Source organism: Undibacterium sp. GrIS 1.8, from assembly GCF_040544445.1.
Lineage (GTDB): Bacteria > Pseudomonadota > Gammaproteobacteria > Burkholderiales > Burkholderiaceae_D > Undibacterium.
Genome location: NZ_JBEONQ010000002.1, coordinates 89,798 through 113,557, shown reverse-complemented (window position 1 = coordinate 113,557; position 23,760 = coordinate 89,798). Strand labels below are relative to the sequence as shown.

The following is a 23,760-nucleotide window of genomic DNA, read 5'->3' as shown; positions in this document are numbered from 1 at the left end:
GAGTAGATTAGTCGGCAAACCACTTTTTTTCTATAAATTTTTCTCCTCCTTACTTCTTAAGTCATTTATCATTCCGGCTATATTGTTAATTAAATAATTACGCGTGTCATTTATCATTCCGGCTATATTGTTAATTAAATAATTACGCGTAAATTTAAAGATGAAGCCAAAGACACTTGAAAAAGCAATCGTAGATCCTGCCAGAGCCGTTATTAGTAATCTGAGTGGTGCAGTGAATGAGACAACGGATTTGCTGCATCAAAGCGGTCCTTTAAAACCTGGCACAGGGTTGGCGAGCGGCGTCATCGCGCTGAGCATTGCGTTTTTAAGCTTGCTGGGAGTGATCGCTTTCCATTTTCCTCAATATCTGACGACGCCAGAATTGCGGCGTCAATATTCTCCCGATCTGATCCGGCATATTTTGTTTGCGGGTTTGATTATTTCTGGTGTCATTAGTTTGTTAAATGTCTTGTTCAAGCAGCGACGCGGCCTGAATGCGGTCGCCGGGATATTGGTTTTGATCGCAGTTGCGCTCGGTGGCTCGCATGTTCCTGTCGCTGATTTCCCAGATCACACACCGTATATTGGCTTGGATTGGTTTATCTTAGATTTGCTCGGATCGACAGTGATTTTTGTGGCGATTGAAAAGCTTTTCCCTTTATACAGAGGGCAGATGATTTTCCGTCGTGAGTGGCAGACCGACATGGTACATTTTGCGATGAATCACTTTATCGTTGGCCTGGCTTTGTTGACCGTTAACTTTGCGATTCATCGCTTGTTTGGCTGGATGGCGCATGATTCTGTGCGTGGATTTATTCAGTCGATTTACTTTATACCGCAACTATTACTATGTATTTTGGCTGCAGATTTTGTGCAATATTGGACGCATCGCGCCTATCATGAGATTCCATTTTTATGGCGCTTCCATGCAGTGCATCATTCAGCCAAAACCATGGATTGGTTAGCTGGTTCCCGTCAGCACATCCTGGAGCTGATTGTGACGCGTGTCGGTGTCTTGGGTGCGCTGTATGTACTTGGCTTTGAGAAGACCGTGATGGATGCTTACATCATCGTGGTAGGGTTTCAGGCGGTGTTCAATCATGCCAACGTGCATTTGCCTTGGGGGCCAATTAAATATCTGATCGTGACCCCAGACTTCCATCACTGGCATCACTCATCAGATGATGTGGCGATTGATCGAAATTACGCAGCACACTATGCGTTTTTAGATCATATTTTTGGTACCGCGATTAAGGGGCAGAAGGGTTTCCCGGAGAAATACGGTGTGCAAGGTGACTATATGCCAGATGGCTATGTTAAGCAGTTGATGTTTCCGTTTAAATCTCAAAAATAGTTTTAGAAATTAAATGAAAAAATGGCGCATTGCTTTTGCAAATGCGCCATTTTTTTGCCGTTTGTCGTAATTTTCTAAATCGCTTTCGCCAATTTCGCAGCAATACCAATGTAATTTGCTGGTGTCATTTCTAACAGCAAATCTTTGGCTTCTTGTGGAATCGCCAGACCGGTAACAAATGCCCGCAAAGCGTCTTTAGAAATCCCTTTGCCGCGTGTCAATTCCTTCAATTGCTCGTAAGGATTTTCTACGCCATAACGACGCATCACCGTTTGCACTGGCTCTGCTAGAACTTCCCATGTTGCATCCAGATCGCTGGCTAAACGCTCGTGGTTGGTTTCTAGCTTGTTTAAGCCACGCAGGCAGCTATCGTAAGCGAGTAAGGTGTAACCAAGTGCCACGCCGATGTTGCGCAGGACGGTGGAATCCGTCAAGTCACGCTGCCAGCGCGAGACCGGGAGTTTTTCGGATAAATGTTTGAGTAGTGCATTCGCTAACCCTAAGTTACCCTCGGAATTTTCAAAATCAATCGGATTGACTTTGTGCGGCATGGTGGATGAGCCAATTTCACCTGCCTTGGTTTTTTGCTTGAAATAACCAACCGAAATATAGCCCCAGATATCACGATTTAAATCTAACAAAATCGTATTTGCGCGTGCAAAGGCATCAAACATTTCTGCCATGTAGTCATGCGGTTCGATCTGAATGGTGTAAGGGTTATAAACCAGACCTAGGCGTTGCTCAATTACGTTTTTTGAAAAACTTTCCCAGTCATGCTTGGGGTAGGCTGATAAATGTGCGTTGTAGTTGCCGACCGCGCCATTCATTTTGCCAAGGATTTCTACCTGGGCGATACGTTGCGCAGCGCGTTGCAAGCGGGCTACGACGTTTGCCATTTCCTTGCCTAATGTGGTCGGGCTGGCAGATTGGCCGTGGGTGCGAGATAACATCGGCACGTCGGCGTTGGTATGTGCTAACACTGTTAATCGTGTGATCAGATTTTGCAATGCCGGTAGCATGACGCCGTCACGCGCACTCTTGAGCATCATACCGTGCGAGGTATTGTTGATATCTTCTGAAGTACAGGCAAAATGGATAAATTCTGCTGCCGCTTTCAATTCCTGTGTGATTGCCGCATCAATGGCCAGCGCGCGTACTGGCAGATGGCCGTAGCTGTCTGGTAATGGCAGTCCTACCGATTCTTTCAGCCAATATTCCACCGCTTTCACGTCATGATTGGTAATTGCTTCAATCGCCTTGATACGTGCTGCATCTTCTTCAGAGAAATCGCTGACGATTTTTTCCAACAATGTATTGGCTGCGGTCGAAAATGGTTTAATTTCTGCAAAGCCTGCTTGTGACAAAGCTTGTAACCAAGACACCTCAACTTTGACGCGATGATGCATGAAACCCGATTCGGACAAAGTGGCGCGTAGCGCATTGACCTTGCTTGCATAACGGCCATCAAGCGGGGAAAGGGCAGAGAGTGTGGAAAGAGACATGATTTTGGGATTGAAGTAACGGATTAGGTGAAAAAGCGAAGAATAGGATGTTGAATCGTCAAAAATAGATAATTGCATTGCGCAAAAAACAACAAAATGACGCGCTGGGCGATATGATCCAATTTTGTCATTCTGGTGCCGAAACAGCAGATTTCTCAAGGATTTTTGCTATTTTTTGCGCAGAATGCCCGATTTTACCACTAGCCCGCACTCATTACACTGGTCTTGCAGTCACTGTATATCTGCATCCTTGAGGGTGTAGACAGACCGCAATGCTATAATTTAGCCTAATAAATTCACAAAGTGCCTATGAAACTGATTGGTTCCCTCGGAAGTCCCTATGTAAGAAAAGTCCGCGTGGTGATGGCGGAAAAAAAGCTCGACTACACGTTGGTATTGGAAAATGTCTGGGCAGCAGACACCACAATCCAGCAATCTAATCCCCTGGGCAAAGTACCTTGCCTGTTGATGGAAGATGGCGGCGCTATGTTTGATTCGCGCGTCATTGTTGAATATCTCGATACCCTGACGCCTGTCGGCAAGCTGATTCCGGTCAATGGACGTGAGCGCGCTGAAGTCAAATGCTGGGAGGCTGTGGCGGATGGTATTGCCGATGCAGCGATTTTGGTCCGTCTTGAAAAAACGCAGCGGGCAGAAGCCTTGCAAAGCGCCGATTGGATTGCACGCCAGATGAGCAAAGTGACAGAAGGTTTAAAATCTATGTCCACGGGCTTGGGTGATGCACCTTTTTGTCTTGGTACGCATTTGACCCTAGCGGATATCAGCGTTGCATGCACCTTGGGTTGGTTAAGTTTCCGCTTCCCAGAGATTGACTGGCGCGGTGATTATCCCAACTTAGCGAAATTATTTGATAAGTTGTCGGAGCGTCCGTCATTTAAAGAGTCATTGCCGCAGTAAGCTAGTTTCTAACTTACGTTAAAAAACACGTATAAAAAAGGAGGTAAAAGCGTTTAAGCTTCTACCTCCTTTTTTTATATTTTTAAAAATGTCTGCCGTCGACAAATTTCGATAAGACATCCTAAAAATAACTTATTAAAACTAACTTACTCTGCGTCCAGCATTTGCGCTTGCAGATAGTTTTGCAGGCCAATTTTTTCGATCAATTCTTGTTGAGTCTCCAGCCAATCGATGTGCTCCTCGGTGTCGTCGAGTATCATTTGAAATAAGTCGCGCGACACATAATCGCCACCTAATTCGCAAGTTGCAATGCCTTCTTTAACGGTCTTTTGTGCTGCAGTTTCTAGCTTCAGATCACATTGCAGCATCTCTGGCGTGTCCTCGCCTATCATCAGCTTGTGCAAGGCTTGTAAGTTTGGCAGGCCACCTAACATCAGGATACGGTCTATCAATTTATCGGCATGTTTCATTTCGCCAATCGATTCTTGATATTCCTTCTTGGCGATTTTTTCAAAACCCCAATGCTTGTACATACGCGCATGCAAAAAATATTGATTAATTGCGCTGAGTTCATTGGTTAGCTGCGCATTGAGCAGCTTAATAACCTTGGCGTCACCTTTCATTGGGACCTCGAAATAGTTTGTTTGCGGGAGTTTGCAGTATAAGCGTATGTACAACATTTGTACGCTAGTTCTGATTTTTTTAACCCAGATTTTTCATTGTGACAGTAATAAGTATAGCTTTGAACGATGCATGTCATTTACGTCGCTACGAAGTGATAGCAGTCTAATAGAAAATCTGAATTTTATTATGCTCATGGTGAGTATATTTTAATTGTCCAAATATTATTTGGACGATAAGATGTTTTTATAAAAAAAATGGGGAGTATATGGATATGTAGGAGATTGCGCTGGCGGATATTGGCATGAATATCGGCATTAAACAGATTTGCCGTGATGCAAACCCGACGCGAGGCGACGGCGCAAATTAACTGTTTAGTGAGAAGCTAATCACGGCTGTTGCCAGCATCATTAATGGTTTGCCGTCTTCTACATAGGGTTTAAACAAGGCGCGCGAGATAGCGACGCGTGCTGCTTCGTCAAGGCGATTGGAGCCTGACGATTTTTGAATCTCCACTTTTTCTGCACGCCCTTTTTCGTTCACTAAAACACGTAGAACGACTTTGCCTTCTTCTCCCATTCTTCTGGACAGTGGCGGGTAATCGGCTTGCGGCGCTTGTATATATTCCACCCCGGTGACTACTTTAGGTAATGCAGGTGTCGTCGGAGCGACCGGTGTGCTGGTCTCCACCGCGACTTGGGTATGTTCTTGCGCCGGAGGGATGTTGGTGGTCTGAACGGATGGTGCCGTACTCGTCGCTACCACCACTTCAGGCGTAGGCGCGAAAACAGCTTGGTAGGGCATGAGTTTAGGCATGCTTACTTTAGGTTTCGGTTGCTCCGGTGCTGGCTCATTGGTCGCCACTAGGCTTACCATCAGCTCTTTTGGTAGAATCTGCACCGCGTTATTGAGCAAACCTGCATTCAACGCATAGATTAATCCGAGGTGCGCCAATACGATGCCAAGGATTGGCAACATACGATGGAGCGGTCGTTGACTTGGATTGGAATAGTCCATGGAAACCATTGTTGAGGTATTGCTAAACATTCATATCTCGTTTAATTGGGAATTACGCATTACCGCAGAAATATTAAGCCGCCAGCGCCTGCGGCTGAAAGCGCACTGGATGTAGTTGTTGCGCTTTGTTGATCGAAGAAACCACGCTAGAGGATTGGCATTCACGCAGAATACTGCGCGCGCAACTGGCGCATTTGCCGCAGCAAGTGCCAACATCTAAATGCGTGCGCAGCTCAGACATCGTAGTTAAACCCGCTGCCACTGCATTGCGTACTTTCTTTTCAGAGACGTTATTGCAAACACAAACGATCATGAAAACCTCTGGTAATAAAAATGGTAAAAATGAATCTACTAAGTTCAAACTGTGGCACTAAATCTAAATCTGACTCTCTGCGAATAAGTCGGTAAAAAGTTCTTTTATCTGCTATCTGCTGCCGGCCACCAGACGCGTGAACAAATTCAGTCGTCCTTGCGGTGGCAAACTTCTTTCAACCAAGCCCGCCCATTGCTCTGACAATTGCTGGCAAGTGGCTTTTAATACCGGTGCCAGATCAGGTAATTCTGCCAGCGCCTTTAAATGTCGTTCTATTACTGATGCCAATTTCAGGCACGCACCGCCATCTTTATTTTGTGCTGAACTCACCGTGTAATGCGACATCAGGTGCAACACGGCAGAGACTAATAATTCTGGCTGGGCCGGTTTGCTGGCAATCTCAAAAAAATCTGGATTTATGCTGGACATCAAACGCTCCTCGTAAGGTTTGCTTGGCTTGCTTTGCATGTCATCCGGCATCGCTGGCTAAAATCGAATTAATCTTGAAATGCTGAGTTAGCTATCTACTACTGCCTGATAACTAAATTACGCCGTCAAGATCAATTTGTTCAACTGCGTTACACGTAAGCGATAAATTCTGCCTTCGTGATCAATTTCGACTTCACGCATCTGATGCATGAGTTCCCGACTTTTCAGGCGGACGATTTGTTTGCCATCTGTGCCGATGTTGCCATTGGCGGGGGCAGATGCAAGTCTGTTGTTTTCAGCTTGGTCAGCATAAGAGAATTCAGCCATTTTTTCCTCCGCAAATATTAATGAGAACAATTCTTGTTTAGATTATTGTCCAGCCATTGAGAATTTGCAAGCTTTTTTAAAGAGATTGCCTATCTCAAGCATTGTATTTATTGAAGGCTTACACAAAATCGTCCCAGCAAGGGCGTAGCGATGACGACAGTACTTTGGTACGACTATTCGCTGTAATGCTTTAGGGGGTGGCGTAAGTCCTATGTTGATTAATAACTCAATATTTTGTCGTTCTATGCCTCATATTCCACATTTTGTCGGATGCTGCTCCGATCAATTTTGATGGCTTGTTACTATGTGTTCAACAACTAGCTAGTCTTATTCACATCCTTAGTTTCAACAATAATTTCATTCTCAGGAGCCATCATGTGCCGCCAGTTACTTAGTATTGCCGCACTTACTTTCAGCTTATGTGCTTACTCCCAGGCGACTTGTGCTGCATCGAGCGAGTCTTCTAGTAGCCCTTCAGTCAACATCACGATTAGTAAAGAATTGCTTTCTAAGCATGTCCATATCGAGCATAGAAAAAGCGATTTAAATTTTGCCTTGGTGCGCAACGCAGCTGGAGTTGATTCGATCTTTTATTGCGATTCCAGCGACGTTAGAAGAGTAGAAAAATTGAAGTCATCGAAGAAAATCGACTTCCTCTGGTTTAAACAAGCAGGCAAAACTTATCTGGTACAAGATCCCGCCATATTGACCGCCGCTAACAATGCGCTTAGAGACGTTTATCTATATAGCGGCCAGATGACGCAGTTAGGTCTGGAGATGGGCGCGCAAGGCGCAAGCATGGGCGCTTTGGGCATCAAAATGGCCGCGTCGGTGTTTATGACTGACTCGGGCAAAAAGATGGATGCCATTGGCAAGCAGATGGACGACATGGGTAAGCAAATGGATGCGTTTGGGAAAAAGATGGAGAACTTAAATACCCAGGAAGAAGCTGCCGCCAACGCTGCCGTACCTGGCATGCTCAGCATTATTCAGGATGCACTGGCATCCGGCAAAGCGACTGCTCTTTAAGGTCTTGTGATTATGGTTGAAAGCGTTTAACGAGTTTTGAGTAGCTTAGCGTTAGCAGGATGGTCTGGAGTTTTACATTTTGATAAATATACTCTTAGTGAGTATATTTAATCGTCCAGAGAATCATTGGGCTATAAAGCATTTTATTGAAAATACCAGGGGAGTATATTGATTTTTATTGTTTTACTGCTCGATTTTAACCACTAAAAATAAAAACTCGTTCTGGGCTGACCCCATGAACGAGTTTTTTATTTACATCTTTCATCTTGTAGTCCTTATAGTCCTACATGGGATCGATTGATGCCCTGATCTTATTCCCCATCATTTCTCCCATATGCACCGCGCCGGCAGATTGCCAGTCAGAGTTAAATTCAATCGCATTTTCCGGGAACAATAAGACCACGGTAGAACCGAGCAAAAAGCGTCCCATCTCTTCGCCTTTTTTGAATTGAATATTCTTATCTGCATAAGTCCACTCACGCACTTGTTTGGTTCGCGGCGGATTCACCACACCATGCCAGACGGTGGACATGCTGCCCGTGATTGCTGCACCGACTAAGGTCAGGATAAACGCGCCATGGGCTGATTCAAATACGCAGACGACTCGTTCGTTCCGCGCAAACAGGCCAGGCACACCCGCTGCCATCACCGGATTAACAGAGAACAAATCACCCGGCACATAAATCATGCGCGTCAGGCGACCGTCGCACGGCATATGAATCCGGTGATAGTCGCGCGGGCTGAGATAAATCGTAGCGAAGCTCCCTTTGTTGAAAGCAGCCGCTAATTGACTATCCCCGCCGACTAGCGCAGTCGCAGAATAGCTGTGACCTTTCGCCTGGAAGATTTGCCCCTGCGCAACTGGTCCGAATTGACTGATCGTGCCATCCACCGGACAAACCCAGGTGGCGTCGGCGATAGGACGCACGCCATCACGCAGCGGGCGGGTAAAAAACTCATTGAAACTAGCGTAGCTGCTGATGTCGGGATTGACGGCCTCGCTCATATTCACTTTGTACTTGCCAACAAACCAGCGAATAATGCCTGTGGTGATGCGACCCGCTTTGGCATTGGCAACATGGCTGCCAAACTCGGTAATCGCCTTTTTCGGCAGTAAATATTGTAATAAGACGGCGAGACGATCAGGCACGATAAATCAACCAAAGCAAATAAGATGGAGGATTATAGCGGTGACTGCGCTGTAAGTGAGTATAAAGTGAGTGCAACTTGATCTAAAGCCAGCGTCAGTTGAACGATTATCGATGTGATTTCTTTTCCAATGCCTGAAACAATGAATGCGCTGACGCCGAGAGATTGTCACGCGCCTGTCTTGCAGCATGTCTAATATTGCATACGTTTTAGCTAATTGATGTTTAGTTAAAATCTATTGGATGTTTAAATTTCATAGTGATATGCTGCAACGCATCATGACTAAACCACTTCGTTTAGACATTTTTTCACTACCAATCAGGAGAAAGTTATGAAAACTGTAGGTCAAAAACTCGACGCGTTCAGCGTACCATCCGCTAAGCCAGGTTTTAATCATCATGAAGAAAACGGCGTATCCGCTTTCGAAACGATCACTGAAGCTTCATTCCCAGGTAAATGGAAAATCATCTACTTCTATCCAAAAGATTTCACATTTGTATGTCCGACAGAAATCGTTGAATTCGGCAAACTGACAAATGACTTTGCTGACCGTGATGCGGTTTTGTTGGGCGGTTCTACTGATAACGAATTCTGCAAATTGGCATGGCGCCGTGAGCACAAAGATCTGGATAAATTGAATCACTACTCTTTCGGCGATTCCACAGGTTCTTTGGTAGACATGTTGGGCGTACGTGATGTTAATGCTGGCGTTGCTTTGCGCGCTACTTTCATCGTCGATCCAGACAATGTCATTCAACACGTTTCTGTCAACAATCTGAACGTTGGCCGTAATCCTACAGAAATCCTGCGTATTTTGGATGGTCTGCAAACGGATGAGCTGTGCCCATGCAATCGTACAGTTGGCGGTTCTACACTGTAATTTGAGCGAGGACGTCTTTGTGTCCACGATCATCAATAAAACCCGCTGCGGCGGGTTTTAAAATCATTGAATAATAGGAAAATACTATGGAATTTCTTAATTTAATTAAAAATGCCATTCCCGATTATGCGAAAGACATTCGTCTGAACATTGATGGCACAATCGCCCGCTCCAGTTTGGAAGGCAATGATGCAGTCGGCGTCGCTCTGGCCGCTGCATTTGCTGCAAAAAGCAAGTTCATCATCGATACAATCAAAGGCAGTGGCGCGATTACGCCAGAAGAACTCAATGCAGCGCTGACTGCATCTGCCTTGATGGGCATGAACAATATCTGGTATCCCTACCTGGAGATGGCCGACGATGCAGATTTGAAGACCCAACCGGCACAACTCCGCATGAATGCTTACGCCACCAATGGCGGCGTAGATAAACGCCGTTTTGAAATGTACGCACTGGCAGCCTCAATCGTCGGCAAGTGTCATTTCTGTGTGAAATCACATTTTGAATTGCTGAAAAAAGAAGGCATGTCCGCCGTACAGTTGCGTGATGTTGGTCGCATTGCCGCCGTCATTAATGCCGCTGCTTTGGTGATTGCAGCTGAGTAATTAGTTGGTTTTATACATAAAAAAGGCAGCCGATATGGCTGCCTTTTTATTTGGCACAGGAGTTCTACATACGTGTTATCCCAATGCATCTGGACAGTTGCCAAGCCTTGTTACAAGCAGAATCAAAAAATCCCCATGATTGGAAGGAGCCGTCAGCTTTGTATAGGTAGAATCTGTTTCTCGGCATTTCTGCTAAACGCAGGAGAAATCTGCCTCACCATGTATGTTGATGTTTGAGTTTAATCACCCGATGCAGTTTGTTTTATTTTTTTGAAAAATAAGCTAATCCGATAAGTGAGTCCAATAAGCAAGCCCACGAAGTTAGTCCACGAAGTTAGTCCAACACAGTTCACCACTACCGCCAATGCCAAAGTCTTTTTGTTTTTCGATGCCACGATTATTTAGCCCTGATGCGATCTCCAAGTTAGTAGCAGCGTCACTCGCTTTTTTCTATATTTCTGCAGCGGCGCAAAGTCCCTTGCCTATGGCGGTGGAGCTTGCTTTAAAAAAAGCAGGAATACCGTCGACTGCGCTAAGTATTGTCGTAATGCCTGCCAGCGGCGGCCCGGCGGCGATGGCGCAATTTGCTGATACGCCTGTCAGTCCGGCGTCTACCATCAAATTGGTGACGACACTTGTCGCACTGGAAGAATTGGGGCCGACGTTTCGCTGGAAAACACAAATTCTTAGTGAGACGCCGATCAAACAAAGTGGATTGCCAGGCGATTTAAATGGTGGATTATTTGGTGATATTTATCTGCGAGGCGGAGGTGATCCCAACTTTACCTGGGATAAATTAGCATTTATGTTGCGTAGTTTGCGGTCGCAGGGCCTGCGCAATATCGTCGGTGATATTGTGCTGGATCGCCATTATTTTCAGCCAAGCCGTACGGATACCGATGCAGTGCAATTCGATGAAAAACCGGATACCTATTACAACGTGATACCGGATGCGTTGCTGGTGAATGGCAATTTGTCGACCTTCGATATTGAGTCCAGCACAGACAGCATCAAACTACAAAGCTCACCTCCGATGGCTCAAGTAGTGATTAAAAATCAGCTACGTCTGGACAACAAGCCATGCGCTAGTTGGGACAATACCTGGATGCCGCCTACGGTAGAAACCGATAGTAACTATACGACTAGCATCACGTTTTCTGGAAGTTTTCCACGTAATTGCAAAGCGACCAAATACACCAATCTGCTTGATCGCAATCGCTATATCGAACATCTGATCCGGCAATTGTGGCAAGAGCTGGACGGCACCTGGATTGGCCACGCCAAAGAGGGTATAACGCCAGCCACTGCGAATGTGTTGGTTGAGCGTCAATCAGAAACGCTCGCCGATACCATCAAGATCGTCAACAAACAATCAGATAATTTAATGGCACGTCTGCTATATCTGACTTTGGGGGTAGAGTTTTCTGATGCTAAAAATTATGCAACCAGTGCGCAGGCGGCAGATGCACATATACGCCGGTGGTTTGTAAGGCAGGGTATTGGTACGGAGGGTCTGATTCTTGACAATGGTTCTGGCTTATCCCGCGCAGAAAAAATAAGTCCAAAACAGTTAGCTGACTTATTGCAAGTAGCGGCGCGTAGCAATTGGTTCCCGGAATTTGCGAGCAGTTTTCCCATCGTCGCGGTTGACGGCACCATGCGCAAACGTCTGAGAGACAGCGCGTTAGACGGTAGGGCGCGTATTAAAACAGGTAGTTTAAAAGATGCGGTAGCGATTGCTGGCTATGTCAAAGACAGGCAAGACAAACTATGGATTATTGTTGCCATTATTAACGATAAAAAAGCCGACAGGGCGCGTCCCGTTCTGGATGAATTGATTTTGTCGATTGCGCTGTAAGTCCAAGGTTACGCGAGTGTAAAGTAATTTTGTCGCATCCCTATCCTGCGTGATCGTTTGTTTTAATCGCCACTTCAAACGTTGCTACCAAGCGGCGCACGCCATCTGTCACATGACTGCATGATAGGGTTGCCCCGCTGATATTTTTAATATCCTCGTCTAATTTAATGGGGTCTGCGACGCTTTTTCCAACAAACTGGGCGCGCCAACGTTGATCACGAACGTGTTCGCCGTACAGTTCGCGATAGTCCATAATTTCGACACCGAGTAATTTCCCTTGAGTAGAAATGGCAACTGCATAGGTAATTGCATCATGCTTGCCGGTGACTTCATCAATCAGAATGTAGCCTTGTAAGCCTTGCGCAGAATGCGCCTCCCACAAACGTATTTGTGAATCCCGCACTCGAACATTGGCATTGTTTGCGATTGCTTTACGTTGCGCCTGTGTCAGTAAAAACCCTTTTTCTTTGTACTCAGTGGCGAGTGGAAATAACACATGCTGTACTTGCTCTTGAGTGTGATATTGCACCGCATGTGCAGGCTGAGCAATCGAGGTTATTGCTAGGGTTGGTAGTAGTATCCATTGCTTGGGCGACCGGACTGGCTTCACTATTGTGTTCATTGTTTATTCCGCGCGTCAGCGTTCTAAGATTCACAAACGCTGACGCTTAGATACGTTTTGAAAGTCCGTAAACTTTAAAAGTCAGTAAAATTAAAAAGATAGCCCGCCCATAATGCGAACTATATGACGTTCGCTAGATTTATAAACGCGACCATCAACTAATTCATCCTTGGCGGCGAGGGAATAAGCTGTTGCCCAAGGCATTTGTTGCATGTAACCAGCCGTGACAAAGAATTTCTTTCCTGCGTAGTGAATACTGGGGCCTGCAAACCAGGCAGAATAATCACGTTTACTTTTGCTGAATGTATAGTCACCTTCCCATACTCTTTCATTCCGGATCTCTAGTCCAGCGCGCCAGCCAGGTGCAAATCGATACGACGCTCCTCCGCTGATTTCGAGCTTAGTTTCTTTATCTACGTTCACCCCGGACCATTTTTCGCGCTCCAACTCGACTGCCACGTTGGCGGCAAGAATCAGATCGTCTTCCATCAGATTTTTTTGTAGCAGCAGTTTTAATTCTAGCTCTTCCGTCTTCTCGCCTAATGTTGCTTCTACATAGCCGGCCAAACCAATTCGATCTTTGTAAGGACTTAAAAATTGGTAGATGGACTCTACAGACACACTTTCAAAATCAGATTTTTTGTATAAGGAGGAGGGCAGCGGCAATAACTCGGCAAAAGGTACATAGGGGCCAGCAGTTACGGGCCCACCGCCGGAGACTTCATCGCCATCACCTACCGTCGTATAGTTATTGCGCGAAGCCGTCGAGTTATTATTTTGCGCCTTGACTGAGTAAGCATTGGCATATAACGACACAGTCCACCGGTCAGTCACGCCGTATTCAAATTCAGTACGAGTCTGGGTGAGTTGATAAGTACCTTGTGAGCGTTTAGTGCGGAATGTGACCCATTGTTCTACTTCTTTTGCACCCGCTGGCAAAGTTTCGGCCAAATAAGTATTAGTGAAGATTGCTTCACCAGCGTGAACGGCTGGAGTGACTAAAAAACTGCCTGCGAGGAATGCCATCAGTGTGAATGACGAGGATCGCAAATTATGTTGGAGATTTTTCATATGGGAATTTAAAAGGAGTGTGGGATCAGCCAGCAAAGCGTAAGGAGCCGAATAGGCCGTCGGTTTCATCCGCGGGGCCCGCAGAGAAATACAGTGCATTACTGTCCCCCAGGCTCTGCCCGTTACCGAACAAGATATTCCACAAGCCTTGTATTTTGATGACATTGCCCTTGGTATCTCGCATGTATTCAGTGGCGCGCTTAGTCGTCGTATTAAAGCCAACCAATGTCCCGTCGGAAAAATTACCGACGATGAGTTGATTGGAGAACGGACCAAAATTTGCTGGTGCTGCAACCACCGCCCAAGGGCCGTTCAGCACGCCGCGGTCATCCCAGACTGCAATTTGTTGCCCTGTGACGCTGTACTCCACCAGCCGTCCACGCCCGCGTCCTGAACTCTCTACAGCAGGCAATAACGCACCTTTATTATCGGGATCTTCTTGGGTGTTGACATACGCGATGAATACCGAGGTCTTGCCTGCATATGTCACCGTTTGAATATTAAACGGCACCAGATCGCCGACCTTAAAACCACTTGTTGCAATAAACGGATTGGCAAAACGACCGCCCAATGCTTCTTCCTGGAAGCTGGTGTTGAAAATACGGATTGTCGGGGTGGGATTGGCACCAAAATCGACGACGAACAATTGATCTTCTGCTGGATTGATCGCCAAACCAAAGAAAGAACTACCTTGATCGCCGTAGTCAACCATAGTCAGCGCGTCACCTGAGCGATCAAAGCTGCCATCTGTTAATTTGCGCTCTGTCCAGGCAGATAAGACACCGTTGTCGGACACAAAAATGAATTTGGCCGGGCCTGTAATTGCGCCATTGGGATGATCTTGGGTAATCACAAAATTGTTGCCGCCATTGAAGACGACGCCATTACCTGCGCCACCATTTTCGCCTGATGCGGGTAGGGCAACTTTTTTTAAGCTATCCGTCATTAGGGGTTTGCCGCCTACATCACCTAGATATTCGAAGGAGTTACCCATGCCAGTAACCCAGAAATGACCACCCGCACCCGCCGGGCGAATAGCAAGACCCCAGGCGTCAACCAGCTCTGGCTCGACAATTTGCGGCGCGTATTTAGCCGAGTTGGCAACCAGATTAGTTTGCTTATAGGAGTTTGCGACCGATACGGTTTCGTCGCTGTCACCGCCACCACAACCACTTAACCAGAGTGAAGAACTCACTATTGCACTGGTTTTTAAGAATGTCCTACGTTGCATGTTGTTCCCTTGTCGTTTTGTAATATTAATATCATTATTAAATGATAATCGTTCTCATTATCGTTTACAATTAATATTTGATCTACGTACAATGCGGAACATATTTTTTTACTTTTGTAGGAATTTCTTATGTTTGATAAAGCTCGTAAAGTTCGCTATTTGTCTTCTTTTGCACATCAAAACTTATTTAGCTTGAAACCACTATCACTTGCTCTATCGACGGCGATGGCGCTGACTTACCCGGCGATCGCCTTTTCCGGTGAGATAGCAGATGCTGGTAATCCAGTAACGGAATTGCCCGAAGTTGTGGTTAAAGGGGTTTCAGGCAACGAGCAAAGTACAGAGAAAACCGGTGCGTACACAGCACGTAAAAGTAATTCGGCGACCAGACTTGATTTAACTTTGCGCGAAACTCCGCAATCCGTCTCAGTTGTTACACGCGCCAAAATGGATGACTTTAAGCAAGTCAATATCAACGATGTGCTTGGCAACACGACTGGTGTGTCAGTAGAAAAAGTAGAAACCGATCGCACCTATTACATGGCGCGTGGTTTTGATATCACCAATTTCCAATACGATGGAATAGGCGTGCCATTCACTTCCGGCAATGTGACGGGGGATATCGATACTGCGATCTATGATCGTATCGATATTGTGCGTGGCGCAAATGGTTTGATGTCGGCAACAGGTAATCCATCTGCGACGGTCAACTTTATTCGTAAGCATCCGACATACCAGTTCCAGGCATCGACGGGTTTAACGCTGGGATCGTGGAATACGCGCCGTGTGGATGCAGATATTTCCGGTGCGTTGAATGCCGCTGGTACAGTGGCTGGCCGCTTTGTTGTGGCAAAGCAGGCGGGTGATTCTTACCTAGATCGTTACTCGCCGGAGAAGACGGTTTTTTATGGCATTGTTGAGGCCAATCTGGGCGATACGACGGTATTAAGTATTGGCCATTCTTATCAAAAGAGTGATGCAAAAGGCGGTATGTGGGGTGCATTGCCTTTGTATTACACCGATGGCAGCCCGACGAATTACCGGATTTCTACCAGCACCGCGGCAGACTGGTCGCGTTGGCTGACACAGGACGACCGTAGCTTTGTGGAGCTCAGTCATCAGTTGAATAATGACTGGAAAATTAAGGCGGCATTCAGCCGTAATAAATCGACCGCAGATTCTAAGCTGTTTTACGTTTATGGCACGCCGGATCGCAGCACCGGATTGGGTTTGTATAGCTACCCATCTTTGTATAACTCGGACAATACGCAGACATTGTTTGATGTGGCAGCGTCGGGCAAGTTCAATTTTGCGGGACGTCAGCATGACCTCAGTTTTGGTGTCAACTGGTCTAAATCGAAGATGGATGATATATCGCATTATGGGGTAGGGATTGGAACGGCCTTACCTGATATCAGCAACTGGACTGGCAATTATCCTGAGCCTGCTTTTAATGCCTCGATTGAGGGCAGTGCTTATGAAGATAAGCAGCAAACGGTTTTCCTCGCGTCGCGCATCAATCTGGCAGATCAATTTAAGCTCATAGCCGGTGTCAATGTCACCAAAGCCGATAGCACGGGATTTGCTTATGGCGTCAGCAGTCAAAAATCTGCCCGTAACACGACGCCTTATTTTGGCGTGGTGTATGACATCGCGCCGAACGCATCGATCTATGCCAGCCATACAGAAATTTTTAATCCACAAAGCGAAATTGATATCAATGGTAAGACCCTCGATCCAGTCAAGGGCAAGAGTGATGAGCTTGGATTTAAAACCGAGTTGTTTGATCGCAAACTTAATCTATCTGCCGCGCTCTTCAAGACGCAGCAAAACAATGCAGCGGAGCAGGCGGGCTATATCGGTACTAAAGCCTACTATAAAGGGATTGATGCCGAGTCACAAGGGCTGGAGCTGGATGCGTCTGGTGAGATTGCCAAGGGATGGCAAGTCAGTGCAGGCTACACACAATTGACGCTCAAAGGTAGCGATGGGCAGGATGTCAAAACCTATGTGCCGAGAAAATTATTCCGTGTATCAAGCACCTATCAACTGCCTTTCCTGACACAGGCAAAAATTGGTACCAGCATGAATTGGCAAGCAGATACTTTCCGGGATGAAGGTGCAGGCATTGTGATTCGTCAGGCTAGCTATGCCGTTGTCAATCTGATGGCGCGTTACGACGTGAGCCCTAAGCTGAGCATTTCTGCCAACTTGAATAATATCGGCAATCAACAATATCTGACCAGTTTGTACTGGAGTCAGGGTTATTACGCCGCGCCGCTCAACGGCAGTGTAGCGATTAACTGGAAATATTGAGTCAATCGGGACTCATATAGTTACTCATATAGTTACTCATATAGCGACTCATATAGTTACTCATATAGCGACTCATACTAACGCCATGTTCATGCGACCTTTGTTTGTACTATTGCACCGCTGGTTTGGACTGGCGGTGGCAATTTTTTTATTTATTTCTGGCCTGACGGGTGCTTTTATCTCATGGGATCATGAGCTGGATGCCTTGCTCAATCCGCAATTATTTCACGCCCGTAGCGCGGAGAAAAACGACGGTGCAAAAATGTTGTCGGGATTGGAACTGGCAAATAGGGTAGAGGCTGGCGATCCTGCAATCTGGGTGACGTATGTATTGAATGAGGCAGAGCCAGGACATACCGTACAGATGTCGGTAGAAGGCAAAATTAATCCTGTCACTGGCAAGCCGTATGAACTCGGTTTTAATCAGATTGCGGTTGATCCGGTCAGTGGCGAAATACAAGGCAAGCGTCAATGGGGAGAGATTTCGCTGAGCCGGGAAAACCTCCTGCCATTTTTATACAAACTGCACTACACCATGCACATTCCCAATGTCGGAGGTATAGAGCTAGGTATCTGGCTGATGGGCATCATAGGCATGGTGTGGGTGCTGGATTGTTTTATTGCGCTTTACTTGTCTTTTCCAAACTGGCGCAGCTGGCGCAAATCACTGGCGTTTCGCTGTCGGCAAGGCGGACACAAACTGAATTTTGATTTACACCGCTCTGGCGGCGTTTGGGTCTGGTTGCTGTTACTGGTGCTCGCGATTACCTCGGTATCGATGAATCTCAACAGCCAGGTGGTTCGTCCGCTTGTACAGTTGTTTTCACCCCTGAGTGGAGACGTTTTTGCGACGCGTGTACCACAAGCGCCAGATCGCCCCGTGTTGCCAGTGCTCAGCCGCGAACAAGTCATGCAACTAGCCCAAACCGAGGCGCAACAGCGAGGCTGGACTTTGCCAGCGGGCGGTGTATTTTATTCGCCTGCTTTTGGCGTTTATGGGGTTGGATTTTTTGAAGCCGGAAACGATCATGGCGATGGCGGCCTGGGTAATGCCTGGCTGTATTTTGATGGCAGCGACGGTCATTCAGCCGGAGCGAGAATCCCCGGTAGTGGCAGTGCGGGAGACATCTTCCTGCAAGCGCAATTCCCATTACATTCCGGTCGCATCTTGGGCCTGAGTGGACGCATCTTTATCTCGATCATGGGGCTGGTCGTAGCGATGCTAAGCGTCACCGGCGTATTGATCTGGATTAAAAAGCGACGAGCCAGAAACATCCGGTAGTCATATCCTTCAGTTGATGCAAGGACCCAATATATTTACTTAAATTAAGCCAGATGTTTAGTCGCATCTTTGGCTGGCTCGTCCGCACTAATACTAGGCTTGCGTACTGATGCTTGTGGTTCTTGATACATCCACGGCAGCATAAATTTAGTCATCTCCGATGCGGCATGCACTGGGGATTTTGATTGGTGTGCGACGGCGCTGCAAATTGCTTCGATCAGGCAGAGGGCGGCACCTTCGGAGTTGGGTGATAGCTGGCGGGTAGTTTGCGCAAACAATGTCAGGTTGGCGATAGATGCCAGCGGCGAGCGTGGTGCATCGGTTAATCCTAAAATCGGAACACCCTTTTCGCGCACTTGTTGTAGCAGCGTAATGACGTCTTCTGCATAGCGCGGGAAGGTGATGCCGATTACCAGATCGCGCTCAGTGTATTTAAATAGTTGGCGTGCCACGTGGGATGGGCCGCCAGAGCCAATCGTGCATTGGATCGTTTTACAAAATGGTTCTAGTCCATGTGCCATCAAGCCGCCGAGGAAGGCGCTGGCGCCGTAACCGACGATGTAAATACGCTCGGCATTGGTAATCATTTTGACTGCCTGATTACACATTTCAGGCACTAAAGCGCGGCGCGTGGTTTCCAGATTACTGATGTCTTCATTGAGCGATCTGGCGATGACTTCGGTGCTGGTGGCTGGGCGCTGCACTTCGTTACGCAGATTATCAATCGGTGCCAGCATGGCTTCAAAACCGTATACCAGTTCCGAGCGAAATTGCGGATAACCATCAAACCCCAAAGCACGTGCAAAACGGTTGGCTGTTGCTACCGAAATCCCAACCGCGTTAGCCAGTTCATCAATCGACATCGTCGCTGAGCGAAACACATTCGACAATACATAATCAGCAGTTTTTCTATGCGATTTAGATAAATGCATATACACCTTGCCGATGCGGGTATTAACAGTACCACCTAGTGCTTGAGTGTCAGGACGGTTCATAGTCGGCGGTTATATTTTTAGGGAGTGGAAGATCAATGTAATTTCGTCGATTTAAATTGTAAAGAGATAGATTCGGTCAAATTTGTGTTTCTCTGGTTGAGAGATCAAACAAAGCCAAAATTTTGGTCTTAATCAAATTTAAAGCAAATAAAATTTAGATACTAACGATTCTAACTAAAGTTAGCAGAATTTTATTCTTAAATTTTTAATATATGAAAAATAATATTAATTATTTGCTTGATCGACAAGCTTTGTTTTCATCGCATTAATCGGACATCCTAAATATACTGTCATATGTATACTTAGGATGTCCACAGAATATCTGGAGAATAAGCCATATTTTCTATAAAAACAGGGGAGTATATTTATTTAATAGGATGAAACGACTCCGCCTGCGCCAGTGGCCAGTAGGTGGCAAAGACTTCTGGCCGCTCGCTCAGACGGGACTCATCCAACAGATCGCCTGGGTTTAAGTAAGGCAGTAGCGCTGATACCAGTTTGACCTGATCGGACGACACCCTGCGTACCAAATGATACGGACGTAATTCGGAGGGATGATTTAATCCTGTTGCCGCGATCAGTTCTGCCAAGGCTTTTAGAGTATTTTGATGGAAATGCATTACACGTTCTGCCTTGTCCGGCACAAACAAGGCACGTTGGCGCAGTGGATCTTGGGTGGCTACACCCGTAGGGCAGCGGTCGGTATGACAGCTTTGGGACTGAATGCAACCCAGCGCAAACATAAAGCCGCGGGCAGAATTGCACCAGTCAGCACCCAGCGCCAAAGTCCGCGCAATATCAAATGCGGTGATGATTTTGCCGGAGGCACCGATTTTAATTTTGTCGCGCAAGTTGGTGCCGACCAGCGTGTTGTGCACCAATAGCAGCGCCTCTTGTAAAGGTACGCCGACATGATCGGTGAACTCAATTGGCGCTGCGCCTGTCCCGCCTTCACCGCCATCTACTACAATAAAGTCTGGTGTGATGCCAGTTGCCAGCATCGCCTTTACAATCCCAAAAAATTCCCAAGGATGGCCGACGGCAAATTTAAAACCAGTCGGTTTTCCGCCAGATAAATTGCGTAACTTATCGATGAAATACAGCATCTCGGTCGGTGTAGAAAAAGCGGAGTGCGAGGCTGGCGATACGCAATCCGTACCGGCAGGCACACCGCGTGCCTCGGCAATTTCTATCGTTACTTTAGCGCCGGGGAGCAAGCCGCCATGCCCGGGCTTGGCACCTTGCGACAATTTCAGCTCTATCATTTTGACTTGCGGCAGCGTGGCACTGGCGACAAAGCGTTCTTCCGAAAAACTACCATGCTCGTTGCGACAGCCAAAATAACCCGAACCAATTTCCCACACCAAATCGCCGCCCGGATCATTGTTGTCTGCTGGGCGATGATAGCGGCTGATACTACCTTCACCTGTGTCATGCATAAATCCGCCTTTTTGCGCACCTTGATTTAAAGCGCGGATTGCATTGGCAGACAAGGCACCAAAACTCATGGCCGAGATATTAAAGACGCTAGCCGAATACGGCTGCAAGCGATCGGCACCGATGGTGATACGAAAATCGTAAGAGCCGACTTTGCTCGGCGCGATGGAGTGATTGATCCATTCATAACCAGCCTGATACAGATCGAGTTGTGTACCAAAAGGGCGCTTATCTAAATCTTGTTTTGCCCTTTGATAAACGATAGAACGCTGGTTGCGTGAGAACGGATTGGCAGCGCTATCTTCTTCCAAAAAATACTGACGTATTTCCGGACGGATCGCCTCGAAGATAAAACGGAAGTGCGCAATGATCGGATAGTTGCGCAAGATCGAGCGTTTGGTTTGTACCAGATCGGCAATCCCAACCGCAGTCAGTGCGCCGGACAATATCAGCAGCCACCAACCGGTATGGAACAAATCGATCAACAAGATCGACAACAAAAATACAAAGCTGACAGTAATCAGGGTGAGGTAGCGCGCAAGGTGCATCTTCGTCTCCAAAATGAACTCGGTGGTATCGCATCGGAGTGTACAACGAGGCTTCTGATTTAGCCTAAAACATTAACCTGAAGCGATCTTGAGCCCTTATGTAAAAAAATCACAATAGGTCGCTCCAGTAGAATTGTTTTGGAAGCTGTTGCAATATTGACGCATACGCAATATTTGCCAACCAAGTTAAGCGACAATAAAAATGGATTTTTTTAAATTTTGCCCAGTTCAATTTTTATATCGCTCACTTGGTTTTAAATAAAGATAATTTCAGGTAGATTACTTCTTTAGTAGGCCTAGCCTCAGTAATTTCCAGTGCCACCTAAATTGATTTACCTAATGGCCCACCACTAAAGGAAAAACAAAATGACTATCGCGCAACGCTTATATCTATTGATTTTTTCTGCGTTCTTAGGTTTGGCGGGACTGGCTGGTTTTGGCATATTTCAAATGAATAAAGTTTATACCGCGACTAATTACGGCAACATTAATGCGATACCGAGCATTAATGATTTAAATGTGGCTAATAACGCCATCATGAAATTACAACTGGAAGTCTGGCAGTTCATTGCGACGAACGACGCCGCGCAGCGAGCTGACTTTGAAAAAAGTATGGCTGCGGACTACAACAAAGTCATTGCTACTTTTGCTAAATATGAAAAAGAAGACATCTCCAACGAGAAAGATCAGGCATTACTGGAAGCAGATCGTGTCGCTTTCAAGGACTACAATATTTTGCGAGAAAAAGCATTGGAATTAGCAAAAATCGGCAAAGGTGATGAGGCAAGAGACCTGTTACTTTTGAATGTCGGCACCGTCATCAAAAAACTCTATAGCGCTTTAGATGAGCATTCAAAATTTAATATCGATTTCAGTACCCAGGTCGCTGATGATGGCGCTTCTACGCTAAAAACTGCCAACATGGCGTCTGCCACTATCGCCATATTGGCAATCATCGCCATCATATTGATGGGACTTTTCATCACGAAAAAAATTATCAGTTCTCTGATGGAGGCGATCAAAATTTCAGAAACTGTCGCCGCCGGTGATCTGACGACCGACATCAAAGTTACCTCTAATGACGAAGCCGGCAAGCTGCTACAGGCGCTTAAAGATATGAGCGACAGTTTAAAAAATATCGTCGGCGAGGTACGCACCGGCACCGACATGATTACCGCTGCCTCGACCGAAATTGCGACTGGCAACCTCGATCTGTCCTCCCGCACAGAACAGCAAGCCGGCTCATTAGAAGAAACTGCCTCCTCAATGGAGGAGTTGACCAGCACCGTCAAACAAAATGCAGACAACGCACGTCAGGCAAACCAGCTCGCCGTATCCGCCTCCGAGGTGGCGATTAAAGGTGGCAATGTCGTGTCACAAGTCATCCACACTATGAGCGACATTAACGACTCTTCTAAAAAAATCGTCGACATCATCGGCGTGATAGACAGCATCGCTTTCCAAACCAATATCCTGGCACTCAACGCAGCGGTAGAAGCTGCCAGAGCAGGCGAGCAAGGTCGTGGATTTGCGGTAGTAGCGTCAGAAGTACGCAATCTCGCACAGCGCAGCGCCTCTGCCGCCAAAGAGATTAAATCTCTGATTGACAACTCTGTAGAAAAAGTCGAGGCAGGCTCTAAACTAGTGGATCAAGCCGGTAAAACTATTCAAGAAATCGTAGAGAGCGTCAAGCGTGTGAGCGACGTCGTGAGCGAAATCAGCGCCGCCACCCAAGAGCAAACCGCTGGCATTGATCAGATCAATATTGCCATTACCGAGATTGATGAGACCACACAACAAAACGCCGCATTGGTAGAGCAAGCCGCCGCCGCCGCCGCGTCTATGCAAGATCAGGCGCAGAATCTTTTACAAGTCGTGAGCGTGTTTAAAATCAATGGCATCGGCGCTGGTTCCGCTAGCTTGAATGTCCCAGTCAAGTCAGCACCCAAGCCAGTAGCCCGAACTGTCAGCCCCGCCAGCCCAAATGCCGCCAAAGCAAATCCTGCACTGAAGCGTCCTGCCTTAAGCGGAAAGAAAGCCAGTGAGCAGAAGAATGCAGAGACTACCAAGACCGACGAATGGGAAGAATTTTAAGAAAACCTATATCTTGAAAAAATATACTGGTGATATGTATATTTAAGTTGTCCATATAAAGCTTGGTCTATAAGCCATATTGAGTAAAAATAATGGGGAGTATATTGAATTTCGGCGCATTTTACTGATGCGGTGCCAAATCAATATCTCCCCAATTTTTTA

21 protein-coding genes are annotated in these 23,760 nt (G+C 46.5%); 9 read left to right on the top strand and 12 right to left on the bottom strand.

Annotation, left to right across the window (positions count from 1 at the left end; all coding sequences use genetic code 11):
* Positions 1–160 precede the first annotated feature (160 nt).
* A complete protein-coding gene (locus AAKU64_RS01475; protein WP_354361110.1) occupies positions 161–1,354 on the top strand; it encodes a sterol desaturase family protein in 1,194 nt (397 codons plus the stop codon).
* 74 nt (positions 1,355–1,428) lie between these two features.
* Here the strand turns inward: AAKU64_RS01475 and purB are convergent, their stop codons facing one another.
* Positions 1,429–2,856, bottom strand: a complete 1,428-nt coding sequence (gene purB, locus AAKU64_RS01470; RefSeq protein WP_354361108.1) for an adenylosuccinate lyase — start codon at positions 2,854–2,856, stop codon at positions 1,429–1,431.
* Between the two features lie 309 nt (positions 2,857–3,165).
* Here purB and AAKU64_RS01465 point away from each other — a divergent pair, with 309 nt between their 5' ends.
* The gene (locus tag AAKU64_RS01465) at positions 3,166–3,774 is read left to right on the top strand and encodes a glutathione S-transferase family protein (RefSeq protein WP_354329457.1); all 609 of its coding nucleotides are present in this window, start codon (positions 3,166–3,168) and stop codon (positions 3,772–3,774) included.
* A 146-nt stretch (positions 3,775–3,920) separates the two neighbouring features.
* On the opposite strand, the gene bfr is transcribed toward AAKU64_RS01465, so the two are convergent.
* The 5 genes from bfr to hemP all read right to left on the bottom strand — a co-directional run bounded on the left by bfr (position 3,921) and on the right by hemP (position 6,481).
* Positions 3,921–4,397 carry a bacterioferritin gene (bfr, locus tag AAKU64_RS01460; protein ID WP_354361106.1) on the bottom strand — a complete coding sequence of 159 codons (477 nt, stop codon included), beginning with the start codon at positions 4,395–4,397 and terminating at the stop codon, positions 3,921–3,923.
* A gap of 364 nt (positions 4,398–4,761) precedes the next feature.
* Positions 4,762–5,442, bottom strand: coding sequence for an energy transducer TonB (locus AAKU64_RS01455; RefSeq protein WP_354361104.1), 681 nt, complete (start codon positions 5,440–5,442; stop codon positions 4,762–4,764).
* A 43-nt stretch (positions 5,443–5,485) separates the two neighbouring features.
* Positions 5,486–5,773, bottom strand: coding sequence for a (2Fe-2S)-binding protein (locus AAKU64_RS01450; protein ID WP_503012684.1), 288 nt, complete (start codon positions 5,771–5,773; stop codon positions 5,486–5,488).
* A gap of 63 nt (positions 5,774–5,836) precedes the next feature.
* Entirely contained in the window at positions 5,837–6,154 is a 318-nt protein-coding gene (locus AAKU64_RS01445; protein WP_354329453.1) for a hypothetical protein, read from the bottom strand.
* A 117-nt stretch (positions 6,155–6,271) separates the two neighbouring features.
* Positions 6,272–6,481, bottom strand: a complete 210-nt coding sequence (gene hemP, locus AAKU64_RS01440; RefSeq protein ID WP_354329451.1) for a hemin uptake protein HemP — start codon at positions 6,479–6,481, stop codon at positions 6,272–6,274.
* A gap of 375 nt (positions 6,482–6,856) precedes the next feature.
* Here hemP and AAKU64_RS01435 point away from each other — a divergent pair, with 375 nt between their 5' ends.
* On the top strand, positions 6,857–7,510 hold the full coding sequence (locus tag AAKU64_RS01435) for a hypothetical protein (RefSeq protein ID WP_354361102.1): 654 nt from the start codon (positions 6,857–6,859) through the stop codon (positions 7,508–7,510).
* A 283-nt stretch (positions 7,511–7,793) separates the two neighbouring features.
* On the opposite strand, the gene asd is transcribed toward AAKU64_RS01435, so the two are convergent.
* Positions 7,794–8,660, bottom strand: coding sequence for an archaetidylserine decarboxylase (gene asd / locus AAKU64_RS01430; RefSeq protein ID WP_354361100.1), 867 nt, complete (start codon positions 8,658–8,660; stop codon positions 7,794–7,796).
* Between the two features lie 330 nt (positions 8,661–8,990).
* Between asd and AAKU64_RS01425 the strand changes: the two genes are divergently transcribed.
* The 3 genes from AAKU64_RS01425 to dacB all read left to right on the top strand — a co-directional run bounded on the left by AAKU64_RS01425 (position 8,991) and on the right by dacB (position 12,002).
* Positions 8,991–9,539, top strand: coding sequence for a peroxiredoxin (locus tag AAKU64_RS01425; protein ID WP_354361098.1), 549 nt, complete (start codon positions 8,991–8,993; stop codon positions 9,537–9,539).
* A gap of 86 nt (positions 9,540–9,625) precedes the next feature.
* Positions 9,626–10,144 (top strand): carboxymuconolactone decarboxylase family protein, encoded by a 519-nt coding sequence (locus tag AAKU64_RS01420; RefSeq protein WP_354361096.1) that lies wholly within the window; start codon positions 9,626–9,628, stop codon positions 10,142–10,144.
* 364 nt (positions 10,145–10,508) lie between these two features.
* Positions 10,509–12,002 (top strand): D-alanyl-D-alanine carboxypeptidase/D-alanyl-D-alanine endopeptidase, encoded by a 1,494-nt coding sequence (gene dacB / locus AAKU64_RS01415; protein ID WP_354361095.1) that lies wholly within the window; start codon positions 10,509–10,511, stop codon positions 12,000–12,002.
* 40 nt (positions 12,003–12,042) lie between these two features.
* Here dacB and AAKU64_RS01410 read toward each other — a convergent pair whose 3' ends face one another.
* The 3 genes from AAKU64_RS01410 to AAKU64_RS01400 form a co-directional block, all read right to left on the bottom strand.
* Positions 12,043–12,624, bottom strand: coding sequence for an FMN-binding protein (locus AAKU64_RS01410; protein ID WP_354361093.1), 582 nt, complete (start codon positions 12,622–12,624; stop codon positions 12,043–12,045).
* Positions 12,625–12,714: 90 nt separating this feature from the next.
* On the bottom strand, positions 12,715–13,695 hold the full coding sequence (locus AAKU64_RS01405) for a DUF6662 family protein (RefSeq protein WP_354361091.1): 981 nt from the start codon (positions 13,693–13,695) through the stop codon (positions 12,715–12,717).
* 25 nt (positions 13,696–13,720) lie between these two features.
* Positions 13,721–14,926 (bottom strand): TIGR03118 family protein, encoded by a 1,206-nt coding sequence (locus AAKU64_RS01400; RefSeq protein WP_354361089.1) that lies wholly within the window; start codon positions 14,924–14,926, stop codon positions 13,721–13,723.
* A 129-nt stretch (positions 14,927–15,055) separates the two neighbouring features.
* Here AAKU64_RS01400 and AAKU64_RS01395 point away from each other — a divergent pair, with 129 nt between their 5' ends.
* Together AAKU64_RS01395 and AAKU64_RS01390 are read left to right on the top strand one after the other, a co-directional pair.
* On the top strand, positions 15,056–17,242 hold the full coding sequence (locus tag AAKU64_RS01395) for a TonB-dependent siderophore receptor (protein ID WP_354361087.1): 2,187 nt from the start codon (positions 15,056–15,058) through the stop codon (positions 17,240–17,242).
* 91 nt (positions 17,243–17,333) lie between these two features.
* The gene (locus tag AAKU64_RS01390) at positions 17,334–18,524 is read left to right on the top strand and encodes a PepSY-associated TM helix domain-containing protein (protein ID WP_354361085.1); all 1,191 of its coding nucleotides are present in this window, start codon (positions 17,334–17,336) and stop codon (positions 18,522–18,524) included.
* Between the two features lie 44 nt (positions 18,525–18,568).
* Here AAKU64_RS01390 and AAKU64_RS01385 read toward each other — a convergent pair whose 3' ends face one another.
* A complete protein-coding gene (locus AAKU64_RS01385; protein WP_354361083.1) occupies positions 18,569–19,519 on the bottom strand; it encodes a MurR/RpiR family transcriptional regulator in 951 nt (316 codons plus the stop codon).
* Between the two features lie 365 nt (positions 19,520–19,884).
* Positions 19,885–21,504, bottom strand: a complete 1,620-nt coding sequence (locus AAKU64_RS01380) for an FMN-binding glutamate synthase family protein (RefSeq protein ID WP_354361081.1) — start codon at positions 21,502–21,504, stop codon at positions 19,885–19,887.
* A 366-nt stretch (positions 21,505–21,870) separates the two neighbouring features.
* On the opposite strand from AAKU64_RS01380, the gene AAKU64_RS01375 reads away from it, so the two are divergent.
* A complete protein-coding gene (locus tag AAKU64_RS01375) occupies positions 21,871–23,598 on the top strand; it encodes a methyl-accepting chemotaxis protein (RefSeq protein ID WP_354361079.1) in 1,728 nt (575 codons plus the stop codon).
* Positions 23,599–23,760 lie beyond the last annotated feature (162 nt).